Here is an 18,066-nt window from a genome sequence, read left to right as displayed (position 1 = left end):
TTTTGAGTCCCTGAAAAGGAAGGAATGGAATGTATGAGAATTTTATTTATCGGAGATGTTGTCGGTTCCCCGGGCCGCGACATGGTAAAAGAATATGTCCCGAAACTGAAAGCGAAACATAAACCGCATTTTACAATTATTAACGGAGAAAATGCAGCACACGGAAAAGGACTGACAGAAAAGATCTACCACAGCCTTATGGAAGCGGGAGCAGATGCCATTACAATGGGAAACCATACGTGGGATAAAAGAGAGATCTTCGACTTTATTGATGATGTGCCGCATCTTGTCCGGCCGGCGAATTTCCCGGAAGGTACGCCGGGCAAAGGCATTACCTATATTAAATCGAACGGAAAAGAGCTTGCCGTCATTAACTTACAGGGGCGGACGTTTCTTCCGCCGCTTGATGATCCGTTTGCTAAAGCGGATGAATTAATAGAAGAAGCGAAAAAGCGCACGCCGTACATTTTTATTGATTTTCACGCCGAAGCGACAAGCGAAAAAATTGCGATCGGCTGGTACACAGACGGAAGAGCCTCTGCCGTGGTAGGCACCCATACACACGTGCAAACGGCAGATAACCGCATTTTGCCGAAAGGAACGGCATATATTACTGATGTAGGCATGACGGGTCCGTACGACGGAATTCTCGGTATGGACAGAGAAACGGTCATCAAGCGGTTTAAAACCAATCTTCCTGTCCGGTTTACGGTGGCGGAAGGTAAAACTACGCTGAGCGGAGTGCTCATTGACATCGACGATCAAACGAAAAAGGCCGTAAATATCGAACGGATATTAATCAATGATGACCATATGTTCTTTGAATAGGTGATCATGTGTTTATTTTATAAAAATATTAAAAGGAAAAGCAGGAATATAGCAACTTCTTAGTGAATATAGTAAAAATGGAAGGTAGCCCGCTATTTTTGAAAAGCATTGTGGGGATGGCTTTTTGGATAGCAACATCTAATAATGATTGTTCTAATGAACACTCACTTATCCATTGTAAAACTAAGGGGGAGCAGAAATGGAAATCTTAAAAGTTTCAGCAAAATCAAGTCCAAATTCAGTAGCAGGCGCGCTTGCCGGTGTATTGAGGGAACGCGGAGCCGCCGAAATTCAAGCAATTGGGGCGGGTGCCTTAAATCAGGCTGTTAAAGCGGTTGCGATTGCCAGAGGCTTTGTCGCGCCAAGCGGCGTAGATTTGATTTGTATTCCGGCTTTTACAGATATACAGATTGACGGAGAAGAAAGAACGGCGATTAAGTTAATCGTCGAACCCCGTTAAAAACAAAAACATGATATTCTCAACCTGCTTGCGTAAGGCGAGCGGGTTGTTTTTATTGTTGTCATATTTTCTCACAATATTATATTGATAGTACGAAGAGATGATAAATGGCTTTATTCATATAATATTCAAAAAAAATCCCGCCCATTTTTCCGGACGGAAGCAGTTGTTTTCTTGGAGTGGACACTGGTATTTACCTCCTTTTTATATCATGTTACAATCCAGTTATTACAGTGTTTTTTCGAGGAGGAGTGTACGTGTTGGGAGGAAAGATGAAAGCTATCGTCAAAAATGAAAACGCTTTCGGAGCAACTCTGAAAGAAATTCCCATACCTTCCATTAATGAGAATGAAGTTCTCATTAAAGTACAGGCCGCATCTATATGTGGTACAGATGTGCATATTTATAATTGGGATCAATGGGCGCAGAAACGAATCAAAACACCTCAAGTATTCGGACATGAATTCAGCGGTATCGTAGCGGAAACGGGCAAGCACGTCACAAATGTCAAAATAGGTGACTACGTTTCGGCTGAAACCCACTTCGTCTGCGGTACTTGTGTCCCTTGTTTAACAGGAAAACATCATGTGTGCACCCATACAAAGATCCTCGGCGTAGATACAGCCGGTTCCTTCGCTGAATATGTCAAAGTGCCGGCTCGAAATGTTTGGAAAAATCCCGCTGATATGGACCCCGCCGTCGCTTCTGTTCAAGAGCCGCTTGGCAACGCGGTGCATACGGTGCTGGAAAGCAGCCAGCTTGCGGGCGGTTCCGCTGCAATTATCGGCTGCGGACCGATCGGGCTGATGGCGGTGGCAGTGGCTAAAGCGGCCGGTGCATCCTGTATTGCGGCCATTGATAAAAATGATTACAGGCTGGTTCTTGCGAAGAAATTGGGAGCCACGATCACCATTTCAGCTGATAAGGAAGATCCGCTTGAGGTGATCGACACCTTAACAGGCGGAGAAGGGATCGACCTTGTCTGCGAAATGTCAGGCCACCCGGCAGCTATAGCACAAGGATTAAAGATGGCGGCCAACGGGGGAAGGTTCCACATGCTGAGTCTGCCGGAACGTCCGGTGACGGTTGACCTGACAAATGACGTGGTGTTTAAAGGACTTACCGTCCAAGGCATCACAGGCAGAAAAATGTTTGAAACATGGCGGCAGGTATCGCACCTGCTTGAATCCGGCCTTGTTGATCTGACGCCAGTGATCACGCATCAGTTTCCGCTTGAAGACTTTGAAAAAGGGTTTGACCTGATGAGAAAGGGCCAGTGCGGCAAAGTCATTTTGATTCCATAAGGGGAGGGTTCTATAATGAAAGAATTTGAATTTCTAAAAGCAGAGCTTGATAAAATGAAAGAAAATAAAACGTGGCAGCAAATGAAACAAATTGAAACGAAGCAGGGTCCGTCGGTGGAAGTCAAAGGGGAAAACGTGATACAGCTTTCATCGAACAATTATCTCGGTTTGACGTCGCATCCAAGGCTTGTCGAAGCGGCCAAACGCGCCGCGGAAGAATTCGGAGCGGGTACGGGGTCCGTCCGGACAATCGCCGGAACATTCACAATGCACAATGAGCTGGAGAAAAAATTGGCAAACTTTAAAAAAACAGAAGCGGCACTTGTTTTTCAATCGGGGTTCACAACGAATCAGGGCGTCTTATCAAGCATTCTTACAAAAGAAGATATCGTGATCTCTGACGAACTGAACCATGCTTCCATTATTGACGGGATCAGGCTGACGAAAGCAGATAAAAAGGTGTACCGCCATGTTGATATGGACGATTTGGAAAGGGTGCTGAAAAAATCAATGAATTACCGCATGCGCCTGATCGTCACCGACGGCGTATTCTCAATGGACGGCAACATCGCTCCTTTGCCTGACATCGTCAAACTTGCAGAGGCGTACGATGCCTTTGTGATGGTCGACGACGCGCATGCTTCCGGCGTACTCGGAAAAAACGGAAGGGGAACGGTTAATCACTTCGGGCTTGACGGAAGAGTCCACATACAGGTGGGCACATTAAGCAAAGCCATCGGAGTGCTTGGCGGTTATGCCGCAGGGTCGCAGGTTCTGATCGATTACCTGCGCCATAAAGGGCGTCCTTTCTTATTCAGCACTTCTCATCCGCCTGCGGTAACGGCCGCATGCATAGAAGCCATTGACGTCCTGCTGGAAGAGCCGGAGCATATGGAAAAGCTATGGGAGAACACGGCGTATTTCAAAGACAAACTGGTTCAAATGGGGCTGACCCTCACAAAAAGCGAAACACCGATCGTGCCGATATTAATAGGGGAGGAAGAAAAAGCCCAGGCATTTTCAGACCTTTTATTGACCCGCGGGGTCTTTGCACAAAGCATCGTGTATCCGACGGTCGCCCAAGGAAAAGCGAGAATCCGCACCATTATTACGGCGGAGCATACAAAAGAGGAGCTTGACCGGGCCCTGGAAGTAATCCGTTCAGCCGCAAAAGAGCTGCAGCTTGTGTAAGGGGGAAATGATTCCCTCTTTTTTATTTCTTATTGATTCTTATTCTCAATAAGGTGTACAATAATAGGCTGGCGGTTGTGTCAAACGCTTTTAACCAGTATACTTGAGGGTGGAAGTTTCGGTTGAAAGGAGACATTCGAACATGAATGAAAAGCAAAAGCAGGAAAGCGGACAAGTGAATCCGGCGGACAAAACATCCGAAAAGGATTACAGCAAGTATTTTGAAGCCGTATATATTCCGCCTTCTTTAAAAGATGCGAAAAAACGGGGCAAAGAATCCGTTCAATATCATAACGATTTTAAAATCTCAGAAGAATTTAAAGGCCTCGGTGAAGGCAGGAAATTTTATATCCGCACGTACGGATGCCAAATGAACGAGCATGATACGGAAGTCATGGCGGGTATTTTTATGGCGCTCGGTTATGAAGCGACAAATTCGGTTGATGACGCGAACGTTATTTTATTAAACACTTGCGCTATCCGGGAAAATGCTGAAAACAAAGTGTTCGGAGAGCTCGGCCATTTAAAGGCGCTCAAAAAAAATAACCCGGACCTGATTCTCGGCGTCTGCGGCTGCATGTCACAGGAAGAATCAGTCGTAAACCGCATCCTTAAGAAGCACCCGTTTGTCGATATGATTTTCGGCACGCACAACATTCACCGTCTGCCGGAACTGTTATCAGAGGCATATTTATCAAAAGAGATGGTCATTGAAGTGTGGTCGAAGGAAGGGGATGTCATTGAAAACCTTCCGAAAGTCCGCAACGGAAAAATTAAAGGCTGGGTCAACATTATGTACGGCTGTGACAAGTTCTGCACATACTGCATCGTACCGTATACCCGCGGAAAAGAACGAAGCCGCCGTCCTGAGGAAATTATCCAGGAAGTCAGAAGACTTGCAAGCGAAGGTTATAAAGAAATCACACTGCTCGGTCAAAACGTGAATGCGTACGGAAAAGATTTTGAGGATATGACGTACGGACTCGGTGATTTAATGGACGAACTGCGTAAAATTGATATTCCGAGAATCCGATTCACGACGAGTCATCCGCGTGACTTTGATGATCATCTGATCGAAGTGCTCGCCAAAGGCGGCAACCTTCTTGACCATATCCATCTTCCGGTTCAATCAGGAAGCTCAGCGATGTTAAAAATGATGGCGCGCAAATATGACAGAGAACGCTATCTGGAGCTTGTCGGAAAAATTAAAGCAGCGATGCCGAACGCTTCACTGACGACCGATATTATTGTCGGTTTTCCGAATGAAACCGATGAACAATTTGAAGAAACGCTTTCGTTATATCGCGAAGTGGAATTTGACAGCGCATATACGTTTATTTACTCTCCTCGTGAAGGCACGCCGGCAGCGAAGATGAAAGACAATGTTCCGATGAGGGTCAAGAAAGAACGTCTTCAGCGCCTCAATGATTTGGTGAAAGAAATTTCAGCCAAAAAAATGAAGGAATATGAAGGCAGGACTGTCGAAGTATTAGTTGAGGGAGAAAGCAAAAATAACCCTGACATTCTTGCCGGCTATACGGAAAAAAGCAAGCTCGTCAACTTCAAAGGGCCGAAAGACGCCATCGGCAAGATTGTACGCGTCAAAATCGAACAGGCGAAAACATGGTCGCTTGACGGTGTGATGGCAGGAGAAGCAATCGAGGTGAAATAATAATGACGCTTTACTCAAAGAAAGACATTGTACAGCAGGCTAGGAACCTTGCGAAAATGATTTCTGAAACAGAAGAAGTTGATTTTTTCAAACGCGCCGAGGCGCAGATTAACGAAAATGAAAAAGTCTCTGCGATTATTAATCAGATTAAAACCCTGCAAAAGCAAGCCGTTAACCTGAAGCACTACGAAAAGCTTGAAGCGCTGAAACAAGTGGAAAGTAAAATTGACGCCCTGCAGGAAGAACTTGAAGGGATTCCGATCATTCAAGAATTCAGAGATTCCCAGATTGAGGTCAATGACCTTCTTCAGCTTGTCGCACATACGATCTCAAATCAGGTGACAAACGAAATCATTACATCTACCGGAGGCAACCTGCTGACGGGAGAAACCGGTTCAAAAGTAAAACATTCGAATAACAGCTGTTCTATTTAAACACGGGGCCTTCATCGGCCCGTGTTTTTTTGCTGTTTGAGAACTAATTGTAATATGCACTAAGTTTTCATTGAATCACCGTTTTGTCCCATTTTACTGGAAAGTTTTATCATACTTAAAAGTAAAGTTTCTGGGCAGGGCTGCATACAATGAAACAGAAACTTTGTATTTTTATATTTTTATTATAAAAATGCACATGAGACAAATGCCCAGCATAAGATAACACGAAGAAGAACAAGGAGGCCTGCCGGAATGTCTGAATACAGGGAAATTATTACGAAAGCGGTAGTTGCGAAAGGAAGAAAATTCACCCAATGCACCAACACGATCTCACCTGGAGAAAAACCGTCAAGTATATTGGGCGGCTGGATTATCAACCACAAGTACGATGCCGAAAAGATCGGGAAGACTGTAGAAATTGAAGGGTATTATGATATAAACGTCTGGTACTCTTACGCCGATAATACAAAAACGGAAGTTGTAACCGAGAGAGTAAAGTATGTCGATGTGATTAAACTCAGATACAGAGACACAAATTACTTAGATGACGAACACGAAGTCATTGCCAAAGTGCTGCAGCAGCCGAATTGTCTTGAAGTCACCATTTCTCCTAACGGAAATAAAATCGTGGTTCAGGCAGAGAGAGAATTTTTAGCAGAAGTGGTCGGTGAAACGAAAGTCGTCGTCGAAGTCAATCCTGACTGGGAAGAAGACGATGATGATGATTGGGAAGACGATCTTGATGAAGAATTAGAGGACATTAACCCTGAATTTTTAGTCGGAGATCCTGAAGAATAAGTTGAGGCTAGGGGAGTTTAACACCCCAAGTCTCTTTTTTATATATAAAGATATCACTCTTTTGTTTATGTTATAATGGGATTCGGATAAGAGAAGATACATAGTGAGGGATTAAATGATGGCTAGTTACACGCCTATGATACAGCAATACTTGAAGATAAAGGCAGAGCACCAAGATGCCTTTTTATTTTTTCGGCTTGGTGACTTTTATGAAATGTTTTTTGAAGATGCAAAAAAAGCGTCACAAGAGCTTGAAATTACACTGACAAGCAGAGACGGAGGTTCGGCTGATAAAATTCCGATGTGCGGCGTGCCGTATCATTCCGCGGCGGCTTATATTGAACAGCTGATTAAAAAGGGCTATAAAGTGGCGATCTGTGAGCAGACGGAAGATCCGAAGGCGGCTAAAGGCGTTGTAAAAAGAGAAGTCGTCCAGCTGATCACACCGGGAACCGTGATGGATGGAAAAGGCATCCACGAGTCGGAAAACAACTTTATCGCTTCCGTTTCCGAATTCCGTGACGGATACGGTCTCGCTTTATCGGACTTAACGACTGGAGAAAACCTGGCCGTATTTATTGAGCGGATTGAAGATGTCATGTCAGAAATTTACTCAGTCGGCGCAAAGGAAATTGTCGTATCGAGCAAGTTTAACGAACATACAGCTGCTCAGCTGAAAGAACGGTGCGGCGCCACGATTTCCATCGAAGACGGGGAAATAACAGAACGCATTGAAATCGCAAAGCACTTGCCGGGCGAAGAGCTGACAGAGACGTTTATGCGTTTATATACGTATTTGCAGAAAACGCAAAAACGGAGCCTGGATCACCTGCAGCCGGTTCAAGTATATGAATTGGAAGAAGCGATGAAAATTGACCTGTATTCAAAACGGAATCTTGAGCTGACGGAAACGATCCGTTCTAAAAGCAAAAAAGGGTCATTGCTTTGGCTTTTAGACGAGACGAAAACAGCGATGGGCGGCCGGCTTCTCAAACAATGGATTGACCGCCCGCTGATCAGGGCATCCCAAATCGAAGAACGCCAGGAAATGGTCGAGACGCTGATCAATCATCTGTTTGAGCGTGAAGATCTTCGAGAGCGCCTGAAGGAAGTATACGATTTAGAACGTCTGGCGGGCCGGGTCGCATTCGGAAACGTCAACGCAAGGGATTTAATCCAGCTGAAAGAATCTTTAAAACAAGTGCCGAGCATCAAAGAGCTTGTAGGGTCTCTTAACCATAAAAAAGCAAAAGAACGCGCCGGCTTGATTGATCCGTGCGGAGATTTGCTTGACCTGTTAGAAGAAGCCCTTCATGAAAACCCGCCGTTATCGTTAAAAGAAGGCAATTTAATTAAAGACGGCTATCATCAGAAGCTCGATGAGTACCGTGACGCCAGCAAAAACGGTAAAGACTGGATTGCCAGACTGGAGCAGCAGGAACGCGCTTATACGGGCATCCGTTCATTAAAGGTCGGTTTCAATAAAGTGTTCGGCTATTATATTGAAGTCACAAAAGCAAACCTTCATCTGCTTGAAGACGGACGGTATGAGCGGAAACAGACCCTCACAAACGCCGAACGGTACATTACGCCGGAATTGAAGGAAAAAGAAGCGCTTATTTTAGAAGCGGAAAACAACATCTGCGAGCTGGAATATGAGCTTTTTGCCGGACTGCGTGAAAAGGTGAAACAATTTATTCCGCGCTTGCAGCGTCTTGCCAAACAAATGAGTGAGCTGGACGCACTGCAATGCTTTGCTACGATCAGTGAAAACAGGCATTACACAAAGCCCGTCTTTTCTGATAATGAAGTAAAAGTCATTGAAGGGAGACACCCCGTCGTTGAAAAGGTGATGGACAGTCAAGAATACGTCCCGAACAACTGCCTGATGGGCGATTCGCGGGAAATGCTCCTGATTACGGGTCCGAATATGTCAGGTAAAAGCACGTACATGAGACAGATCGCACTTCTATCGATCATGGCCCAGATCGGCTGTTTTGTGCCCGCGAAAGAAGCGGTTCTGCCGATTTTTGATCAAATCTTCACGAGAATCGGGGCAGCGGATGATTTGATTTCCGGACAAAGCACCTTTATGGTGGAAATGCTGGAAGCGAAAAACGCGATTGTGAACGCCACAAAAGATAGCCTGATCCTGTTTGATGAAATCGGCCGCGGGACATCAACGTACGACGGAATGGCGCTGGCACAGGCGATTATTGAATATGTCCATGATCATATCGGCGCTAAAACACTGTTCAGCACGCATTATCATGAGCTGACGGTGCTTGAAGATAAGCTTCCTCAGCTGAAAAACGTTCATGTGCGCGCAGAGGAATATAACGGAACGGTCGTGTTTCTCCATCAAATCAAAGAAGGAGCCGCAGATAAAAGTTACGGCATTCATGTCGCCCAGCTTGCCGAGCTCCCGGACGATCTGATCAGCCGCGCGCAGGAGATTTTGAAACAGCTTGAGCAGACGGGAGATAAACCGGAGCTTCCGGCGGTATCTGAGAAAAAGTCCGCCGTCAGAGAAGAACCGGCACAGCTGTCCTTTTTTGCTGACGGTGAAAAAGAACAGAAGGCACCGGCTGTTTCTAATAAAGAAAAACAAGTGCTTGAAGCTTTTAAGTCAATCAATATTCTCGATATGACGCCGCTTGAGGCGATGAATGAAATGTACAAGCTGCAAAAAAAATTAAAATAGAAAGAGGTGACGGACTTGGCAAAAGTCATCCAGCTGTCAGATGAACTCTCGAATAAAATAGCGGCCGGCGAGGTGGTCGAACGGCCTGCCTCAGTCGTTAAAGAATTGGTGGAAAACGCCATCGACGCAAACAGCACAGTCATTGAAATCGACATAGAGGAAGCGGGGCTTTCGTCGATTCGGGTGCTCGATAACGGCGAAGGGATGGAAACCGATGATTGCAAGCGGGCTTTCCGCCGCCACGCGACCAGTAAAATCAAAGATGAAAACGACCTGTTCCGGGTGAGAACACTCGGTTTCCGCGGAGAAGCTTTGCCAAGTATCGCGTCTGTTTCTCATCTGGAAATCAAAACGAGCATCGGCGAGGGAGCGGGAACCCATCTCATTCTTCAGGGCGGGAATATCATTTCTGAGCAGAAATCCTCCAGCAGAAAAGGAACGGAGATTATCGTTACCAACCTGTTTTTCAATACACCCGCCAGATTGAAATATATGAAAACCGTGCATACGGAGCTCGGCAATATTACGGATGTTGTCAACCGGATCGCTCTTGCGCATCCGGAAGTATCGATCCGTCTCCGCCATCAGGGGAAAAATCTGCTGCAGACAAACGGTAACGGGGACGTGCGCCATGTGCTGGCCGCAATTTACGGGACGGCGGTTGCGAAAAAAATGATACCGCTCCATGTCAGCTCGCTTGATTTTGAAGTCAAGGGCTACATTGCGCTTCCGGAAATCACGCGTGCATCCAGAAACTACATGTCATCTGTCATTAACGGAAGATACATTAAGAATTTCCCGCTTGTAAAAGCGGTGCATGAGGGCTATCACACACTACTGCCGATCGGCCGCCATCCGATTACGTTTATCGAAATTACGATGGACCCGATTTTGGTCGATGTCAATGTCCATCCCTCGAAGCTTGAAGTCCGCCTCAGCAAAGAGACGGAGCTGCATGAGCTGATCCGTGACGGGATAAAGGAAGTGTTTCAAAAGCAACGGCTTATTCCGAGCGCCCAGCTCCCGAAAAAATCCGCGCCGGCACCGGCCAAAAACGAACAGCAATTTATGACATTCGAGGAAAGCGCGCCTGAGCGGAAACTTCTTGAAAAAACGCCGGAGCCGTCTTACTCACCGATGAAGCTGAGTTCGGTCGTAAAAGAGCCTGAGCCGGTAATAGAAGAAGAGTCCCTGCCGGATGAAGCGGGTCACGGAGTGCCGCCGAAGATCGGCATGCCGGTAACGGAAGCGCATGTTTCCGATATTCCGGAGCCTGAAGAGGAGGCTGACTCTGAAGAAATACGGGAAGAAAGAGTTCCGGTGATGTATCCGATCGGCCAAATGCACGGGACATATATTTTAGCCCAAAACGAAAACGGCTTGTATATCATTGACCAGCATGCTGCACAAGAACGGATTAAATACGAATATTTCCGGGAGAAAGTCGGGCAGGTCGAGCCTGAAGTGCAGGATATGATCGTGCCGCTCACCTTTCATTATGCGGCAAATGAGGCGCTGATCATTGACCAGCATCAGCATGAGCTTGAAAGCGTCGGAGTATTTTTAGAAGCATTCGGCACGAACAGCTACATCGTCCGCTGCCATCCGGCCTGGTTTCCAAAAGGGGAAGAAGCTGAACTGATTGAAGAAATCATTCAGCAGGTGCTTGACGCCAAACAGATCGATATTAAAAAACTGCGGGAGGAAGCGGCCATTATGATGAGCTGCAAAGGCTCAATCAAAGCGAACCGCCATTTGCGAAACGACGAAATCAAAGCGCTCTTGGATGACCTGCGCCGAACGACAGACCCGTTCACATGCCCGCACGGCCGGCCGATCATAATTCATCACAGCACGTATGAGATGGAGAAGATGTTTAAGCGTGTGATGTAGAAGGATTCTGTGAGGGATTTATCTCTCGTGCCCACATTTTGCCCACTGATTTTAGCTGTTTAGGTATTCATCAAACCGATTAATGCTTTTTTGATTGTGATTCTGCAAGATATGGATATAGACATCAGCTGTCATTTTCACATCCGTATGACCGAGTCTCTCACTTGCAAATTTGATATCTGCACCACTTTCTAGCAGCATAATGGTGTGTGTGTGTCTCAAACCATGTGGAGTAATGTGGTGCAGATCAGTTTTCTTTAGCAAGGAATCTATGACTTTATCAATTCCAAACGGTCCAAGGTCATCTCCCTTATGGTTGGTAATAAAAAAGGGAGACTGGTTATAATTATCACCGTGTTTTATTTTATTTTCTTCTTGCCATTCCTTAAACTTTTTCATCTCTTTAATTAAAGTGTCATCGATGCTTATAGTTCTAACACTTTTACGGGTTTTAGGTGCTATGATTCCAAACTCGTTCTTAGATTTAGCAATCCTTAAAGTTTTGTTATTAAAGTCAATATCGGACCAATATAAAGCAATGAGTTCACCTTTTCTTAAGCCGGTCCTTAAAAGGTTAAAGCGATCATGTAATGATGATATTTAGAAGATTTTGCTGCCTCCATAAAGACAGATACTTGTTCCTTGTCCAGGTAATTGTCTTTAAGCATTCTATAATCCGAATCTTTTTTTATAGAAATGTTTTGATATTATCAGGAATTGTCTTAACCATCTTACTAAAGCCGCAAGCTGATGAGCGGACTGAATAACTTCAAATACAGATTCACAGCAGACCGCAATCATATTGCGGTTTTTCCATTTGTGCAAATTACGGGGATAGTAGTAAAATCAAATAAAAGAAAAACAGGGGAGGACTAAAAAACTTAATCGTGTAGCTTTAAAATAAAGATTGATTATGTAAAACAAAGTCCGATAATTTATAAAAAAGTTTGATAGAATCACATTAACAATACAGATTTTTAGAATTCAACAAACGGTCCATTTAATGGCACAATTAATTTGTGATGCAAGTTAAAATTTGTTATCATTAATAACAATAGAATTAAACTAAAGATTATTTAAACAGCATAGAAAGGGGGGAAATGCTTTGAATATAAATTTAATATTATTTGTCTCATCAATTAATCAAGAACCTACAGAGGAAAATACTCAAACATTAGTGAAAACATTTGAATCTGACTTTCGCCCTCAAGTAGGAGATATAATTGACGATCCTGGATTTGATTCAGGTTTCCATAATGGATACGAGGTGGTAAAAGTTACAATAAATTATACTTCAAATGAGTGCCTTGTTTCACTGACGCCGTTAGCAATTGAAGTTGAAAAAATTAGTGTTGAAGATTATATAAAAAAGCTTAAAACACATGGGTGGAGTATTCAGTCTAGGTAGCACTCAGCAGTTTTTATTATAAGGTACTATTCCTCAGACTGCGCGTTTGTTGAAGATTCTAGACATAAAATGATCAAACTTTTTTATAAAACGATGATTGAAATGAATATAGAAAAAACGTGTTTTGATCAATCTTTTTTTCAAAACACGTTTTTTCTATTTGTACTTTTATCAAGGTTTATTAAGTTCATTTAATCAAACTTTATTTTAAGGCTACAAATCGCTTTCTCCCCGCTTAAATTAAAAGCCCAACTTTTTAGAGTTTGGGCTTTTTTAGATGATGCAATTTTGTATTTTGTCTTACGGAACCTCTCCTTGTCGCATGAGACTTTTTACAACTGCACGTAAATCTATTTCGCTTTTTCCTGTTTTTCTCTTTAACTGGCCTTTTACATCGGTAGCTCATGTTAAGTATAATACGGTATATTTCCTTTCTGAGTCAGCATATCTTTCATTCCCTTAAATTAAAAAGTTAAGACTATTTCTTAGATATATAAACATCCGCTATATTTATAATAGGGGTTCGCTTAAATTTAATTTTGTAACCATTCTCGGTCCACTCATCATCATATTTATTATCATCAAAAAAGGAGGCTGCTCTCTTTATGTCTAACCATGCTAATTTAATAAAAATATTTACCCAGAAAACTATTAGAAGCTCTGAAATATCAATGTTTTGAGTAATCATGGTTTATTGTCAAAAAACTAAAAATAACAGTACGTATGAGATGGAGAAGATGTTTAAGCGTGTGATGCAAGAACAATGATTTATGTATGTGAGACTAAACCGTTATTTGCCCACAAGTAGCCTTACTAGTTTGAATGACCCAGCCTGTCAGAGATAACTTTTGAGTTTTTTAATTTCTGGTATAATTGTTGCATCTGTATGCCGTAAATCATGAAAATAATTTGTTTAACATCCAGCTGCTTTTCTTTCATATAAAAATTGTTTATGGATAGTATTTGGGGTGACAGCGCAGCATCTTGTGTTTGGTGTAACCGTCTATATGTCACTGCATTAATAGTGAAATAATGGAGAAAGCGATTCCTTAAAATCTTAAAGTTATCTGTGAAGAACCAGGTGACTACCCTGAGTTATATAGATGGGTACCTGCTTTTCCAAATTCACAGGGAGGAGATGGAGGGGGAATTTAAATAAAATTCGAATTTGGCAGGTTATACTATCCGCAAGTTAGTCAAGGGGGACTAGTAATTAGCCCCCTTACATTTAGTTCTTCCTGCGGTTTTTTCTATTTTTGATCAAACTGAAAACCACTAAGAGAACTACACCGACAGCAACGATATAAAATGAAATTTCTGCTGCTGCGGTATTAATATTCTTAAGAACAAGGATAAGCCCTATTAAAACTATAGGAATAATGTAAGTTAGAATTTTTATAACTTTTGGGCTCGGGTCAGCGTTACTTTTATCTTCCATAGTTACCTCCTGTCTTAACACTTTAGAAATAATCACTTTAAAGCTTAACACAGGATAAATTTGTTAAACACCAACAATAGCCCCGTTTAAATGAAAAGCTTAAGAGTTTTAGTAATCCACCAAGCGGCTGTTGGGTTGCCAGTTCTTTTAGAGCACCCGCATAGCACGCATCTTCAACTGCACCAGTAAAATTGTCGATCGTATTAAGAATTATTTCAAAACGCCGATTCCGCCCATAGCAGCTTTAACTTTAGCAGGTATTGCATCCCAATCTGCTCTTAGTGCTTTTGCATCCCAGGGCAATTTACCTTGAGCAGTAAACTCCGACCCATATAACATAGTCTATTTGTCTAATGATTAATATTTACTTTTTACACTTAATGATTTTATGTTAGTTTTGTTTTTGCACAGTAAAAAGCTGCGCGACGCTTTCGTGAATTGTTGCAGCTAGGGCTGATTTGAAAAGAGTGTAAATTCCGCCGTACTTTTCTAAGTTCAATTATGTTAATGTCAACATAACGTTGAATTCGGTGTAAGAACTAAGGTATTCTGATATATTTCGAGAGCCCGTATGATTTAGTTTATCTTGAAGAAAAGGATTGAAATAATAATCTTGATTGCGGATCATTTCTAAAAACTGATTATCCCCTTCGACCGCTTCGGCAATTGCTTTTCAAAACAAAAGCTCAATTTGTTTTCTTTTTATCCGAAACCCATATTCATCCTTCATTTTCTGAATAAAATTCCCTAAAGAATTCATCTAAATTAATATTCTGATTTCCTTATATATCAGCATAGCAAATTGTAAAAAAGGTCCAGACTGGTGCTTTTGGCGGGAGCAGAAAGTTTTTTTAACTTTACCGGAAAATCCATGGAAAAACGTGGTGTCATCTGGTAAAGTGGTTACAGTCGGCTGGGCGGCGGCAGCAGTCTGCCCGGATCTTTTAAATGGGAATGGTGACAATGGATCATACATATGAAGTGCATCAAATCAAAACTTATCACCAGATGTGGTCCAACTATTGTTATATTATCGCAGACCGCTCAAAAAAATCTGCGATAGCGGTGGACCCGTCCTGGGAAATAGATAAAATAACCGATAAACTGCATGAATTGGATGTTGATTTATCAGCTATTTTATTAACACATTCGCATTATGACCATGTAAACTTGGCGGAGCCGCTTCAGCAAATCTATCATTCTGATATATACATGTCGTCGGCGGAAATCGATTTCTATCAATTCCGGTGCAGAAACTTAATAGCGCTTGAAGACAGCCAAACCTTTGCGGCCGGAGGGTTTATCATCAGAAGTATACTGACCCCGGGACATACGGCCGGGGGAATGTGCTATTTGCTATCTGATCATCTTTTTACCGGTGACACCGTGTTTACAGAAGGGTGCGGTATATGTGAGGACAGGGGCAGCTCAGCTGAAGATATGTTTCACAGTATACAGAGGATCAAAGCCTCCATTCCGCCGCATGTGCGTGTGTATCCGGGGCACTCCTTCGGGGAGAAGCCGGGTCAAAAAATGGAGAGTCTTTTGAAAAACAATATTTACTTTCAGATTGAAAAAAAAGAACATTTTGTGAATTTCCGCAACAGAAAAAATCAAAAAGGGCTGTTTCATTTTAAGTAATGTGTAATTTAGTTCTATCTAACTAGCTTTTCTTTTGAGGCAAGGAACTTCTGAAATGGAATGGAAGTTATTACTAGATTTCTGGTGATGAATGGCTGAGTAACGGGAGTTTGCGGAAGAGAACGCCGGGCAGGCCGGATGGGACATTCTGCTTACGCCTGTTCCGAAAGCCCTGAGTCCGCCTTTCGACAGGGAAAAATAGGCATTATTCAGGAGTTCACATAGGATAAATTAACTTGACATGGTATTTTTGTGAAGTTACTATCAACTTGAACATGCTTCTTATCTGAATCCGAGAAAGGATGGCTGAGAAAATGATCACATACTTATTCCCCGGACAAGGTTCTCAAAAGCAGGGAATGGGGAGCTCATTGTTTGATGAATTTAAAGACTTAACGGAGCAGGCTGATGAAACACTCGGATATTCCATGAAACGGCTTTGTCTTGAGAATCCGTATTCCAACCTTCACAAGACGCAGTTCACCCAGCCTGCTTTATATGTTGTAAACGCGTTAAGCTATTTGAAAAAAATCCAAGACAATGACATAAAGCCGGATTATGTGGCCGGCCACAGTTTGGGAGAATATAATGCGCTGTTTGCAGCAGGTGCTTTTGATTTTATTACCGGCCTGCAGCTTGTCCGTAAAAGAGGCGAATTAATGAGTATGGCCACTGACGGAAAAATGGCCGCTGTTATGGGGTTAACTGCAGCTCAAGTGTCAGACGCCCTTCAAACGCACGGATTACATACGATTGATATTGCTAATATGAATTCTCCTCACCAAGTTGTCATATCCGGACGCAAAGAAGACATTGAAAGAGCCAAAACCGTATTCGAAGGATTAAAAGACGTTACGATGTTTCATCCGTTAAACGTAAGCGGCGCTTTTCACTCGAGGTATATGAGTGAAGCAAAACAAGAGTTCGAAAAATTTTTACAGTCATTTCATTTTTCTGCTATATCAATTCCCGTCATTTCTAATGTGCATGCCAGACCTTATGAGCAAGACGGAATCCACTCCGTTCTGGCCGATCAGATCGACCATTCAGTGCGATGGAACGACAGCATCCGCTATCTGCTGGACAAAGGGCGGATGGAATTTGAAGAAGTCGGACCGGGCCATGTGCTGACAGGACTTATTCACCGCATCAAAAAAGAAACTGAAGCTTCACCCGCCATGTAGCGGAACGCAAGTCAAAATTCTTATCTCACACAATAGTGCCAGCCATACAACATCACGACCACTTCACCTGCACACGACATCACGAAAAACTCACAAATCAATATTTTGAAAAAATAAAGAGCAAAAAGGAGAACAAATGAACCAGCCAATTGTTTTCATGTTTTCTGGACAGGGTTCCCAATACTATCAAATGGGGAAAGAGCTGTTTGCACATAACGCCGCTTTTCGGCAGAAAATGCTTGACTTGGACGATTTTGCAGTCAGCCGTTTCGGTTACTCTGTCCTTAAAGAGATGTATCATACAGGCAATCGTCTGTCTGATCCATTTGACCGCCTTCTTTTCAGCCATCCTGCCATTTTTATGGCTGAGTACGCACTTGCATATGCTTTGGAGCAAAGAGGCATACGTCCCGATTATGTGATCGGAGCAAGCCTCGGAGAGTATGCAGCGGCCGCTGTGTCGGGCGTGCTGAGCGCCGAGGATGCTTTAGATTGCGTGCTGGAACAGGCCCGAATCGTTACGGAAACTTGCCGTAACGGCAGCATGCTTGCGATACTGGGTGATCCGGCTTTATATCAAGATGATCCGCTGCTCGGCGAACATAGTGAATTGGCATCTGTAAACTATCATTCTCACTTTGTCATCTCGGGAGAGCGGGAACATATCAAAAAGATCATGGACGATCTGAGAGAAAAGCAGATTCCTCATCAGCTATTGCCGGTATCTTACGGGTTTCACTCAGCGCTGGTTGATCAGGCGGAACAGCCGTACAAGCGCTTTTTAGCTCAGAAATCAATCCGGACTCCGTTTATACCGTACATCTCCAGTGCGACCGGAGAGGCTGAGACCGATATACAAGCGGACTTTTTCTGGGATATCGTAAGAAAGCCGATTCGATTCCGCGAAGCGCTTCAATTCGCAGACAGCCGCCAAAAAGGATTCTATATTGATGCCGGGCCTTCCGGAACATTGGCCGCATTTGCCAAACAGATTCTTCCTGCAGGATCGGCTGAACGCATCCGTGCCATTATGACGCCGTTTCATAAAGAACAAACACATTTGCAGCAAATAGAAGACAGCATTTTATCACCGCCCGGAAGGAGACTGTAA

15 protein-coding genes are annotated in these 18,066 nt (G+C 43.4%); 13 read left to right on the top strand and 2 right to left on the bottom strand.

Annotation, left to right across the window (positions count from 1 at the left end):
• The first annotated feature begins 33 nt into the window (after nt 1-33).
• The 9 genes from AC3WTF_RS00805 (at nt 34) to mutL (ending at nt 11,284) form a co-directional block, all read left to right on the top strand.
• Nucleotides 34-828, top strand: a complete 795-nt coding sequence (locus tag AC3WTF_RS00805; protein WP_003154137.1) for a TIGR00282 family metallophosphoesterase — start codon at nt 34-36, stop codon at nt 826-828.
• A gap of 199 nt (nt 829-1,027) precedes the next feature.
• A complete protein-coding gene (gene spoVS / locus AC3WTF_RS00800; protein WP_003154135.1) occupies nt 1,028-1,288 on the top strand; it encodes a stage V sporulation protein SpoVS in 261 nt (86 codons plus the stop codon).
• A 257-nt stretch (nt 1,289-1,545) separates the two neighbouring features.
• Nucleotides 1,546-2,592: an L-threonine 3-dehydrogenase gene (tdh, locus tag AC3WTF_RS00795; protein WP_492314155.1), complete on the top strand. Its 1,047-nt coding sequence runs from the start codon at nt 1,546-1,548 to the stop codon at nt 2,590-2,592.
• Nucleotides 2,593-2,604: 12 nt separating this feature from the next.
• The gene (locus tag AC3WTF_RS00790) at nt 2,605-3,783 is read left to right on the top strand and encodes a glycine C-acetyltransferase (protein ID WP_096335140.1); all 1,179 of its coding nucleotides are present in this window, start codon (nt 2,605-2,607) and stop codon (nt 3,781-3,783) included.
• Between the two features lie 142 nt (nt 3,784-3,925).
• The gene (gene miaB / locus AC3WTF_RS00785; RefSeq protein ID WP_012117585.1) at nt 3,926-5,455 is read left to right on the top strand and encodes a tRNA (N6-isopentenyl adenosine(37)-C2)-methylthiotransferase MiaB; all 1,530 of its coding nucleotides are present in this window, start codon (nt 3,926-3,928) and stop codon (nt 5,453-5,455) included.
• A gap of 2 nt (nt 5,456-5,457) precedes the next feature.
• Nucleotides 5,458-5,889 (top strand): regulatory iron-sulfur-containing complex subunit RicA, encoded by a 432-nt coding sequence (ricA, locus tag AC3WTF_RS00780; protein ID WP_003154113.1) that lies wholly within the window; start codon nt 5,458-5,460, stop codon nt 5,887-5,889.
• A 252-nt stretch (nt 5,890-6,141) separates the two neighbouring features.
• Nucleotides 6,142-6,687: an outer spore coat protein CotE gene (gene cotE, locus AC3WTF_RS00775; RefSeq protein ID WP_003154111.1), complete on the top strand. Its 546-nt coding sequence runs from the start codon at nt 6,142-6,144 to the stop codon at nt 6,685-6,687.
• 118 nt (nt 6,688-6,805) lie between these two features.
• Complete coding sequence (mutS, locus tag AC3WTF_RS00770; protein ID WP_007409829.1) at nt 6,806-9,391, top strand: DNA mismatch repair protein MutS; 2,586 nt, start codon at nt 6,806-6,808, stop codon at nt 9,389-9,391.
• Between the two features lie 15 nt (nt 9,392-9,406).
• Nucleotides 9,407-11,284, top strand: a complete 1,878-nt coding sequence (gene mutL, locus AC3WTF_RS00765) for a DNA mismatch repair endonuclease MutL (RefSeq protein ID WP_032866037.1) — start codon at nt 9,407-9,409, stop codon at nt 11,282-11,284.
• 51 nt (nt 11,285-11,335) lie between these two features.
• On the opposite strand, the gene AC3WTF_RS00760 is transcribed toward mutL, so the two are convergent.
• On the bottom strand, nt 11,336-11,884 hold the full coding sequence (locus tag AC3WTF_RS00760) for a site-specific integrase (protein ID WP_079978556.1): 549 nt from the start codon (nt 11,882-11,884) through the stop codon (nt 11,336-11,338).
• 505 nt (nt 11,885-12,389) lie between these two features.
• Here AC3WTF_RS00760 and AC3WTF_RS00755 point away from each other — a divergent pair.
• Complete coding sequence (locus tag AC3WTF_RS00755; RefSeq protein WP_007409833.1) at nt 12,390-12,692, top strand: hypothetical protein; 303 nt, start codon at nt 12,390-12,392, stop codon at nt 12,690-12,692.
• A 1,228-nt stretch (nt 12,693-13,920) separates the two neighbouring features.
• Here the strand turns inward: AC3WTF_RS00755 and AC3WTF_RS00750 are convergent.
• Nucleotides 13,921-14,130 (bottom strand): hypothetical protein, encoded by a 210-nt coding sequence (locus AC3WTF_RS00750; RefSeq protein ID WP_047935724.1) that lies wholly within the window; start codon nt 14,128-14,130, stop codon nt 13,921-13,923.
• Nucleotides 14,131-15,093: 963 nt separating this feature from the next.
• Between AC3WTF_RS00750 and AC3WTF_RS00745 the strand changes: the two genes are divergently transcribed.
• The 3 genes from AC3WTF_RS00745 to AC3WTF_RS00735 all read left to right on the top strand — a co-directional run bounded on the left by AC3WTF_RS00745 (nt 15,094) and on the right by AC3WTF_RS00735 (nt 18,066).
• Complete coding sequence (locus tag AC3WTF_RS00745; protein WP_032866035.1) at nt 15,094-15,771, top strand: MBL fold metallo-hydrolase; 678 nt, start codon at nt 15,094-15,096, stop codon at nt 15,769-15,771.
• A 314-nt stretch (nt 15,772-16,085) separates the two neighbouring features.
• On the top strand, nt 16,086-16,955 hold the full coding sequence (fabD, locus tag AC3WTF_RS00740; protein ID WP_020955843.1) for an ACP S-malonyltransferase: 870 nt from the start codon (nt 16,086-16,088) through the stop codon (nt 16,953-16,955).
• Between the two features lie 136 nt (nt 16,956-17,091).
• Complete coding sequence (locus AC3WTF_RS00735) at nt 17,092-18,066, top strand: acyltransferase domain-containing protein (protein WP_020955844.1); 975 nt, start codon at nt 17,092-17,094, stop codon at nt 18,064-18,066.

The sequence above is a fragment of the Bacillus sp. EB106-06-01-XG163 genome (assembly GCF_058791615.1).
Note: the sequence above shows the minus strand (reverse complement) of the source record. Positions and strands in the feature narration are given on the sequence as shown.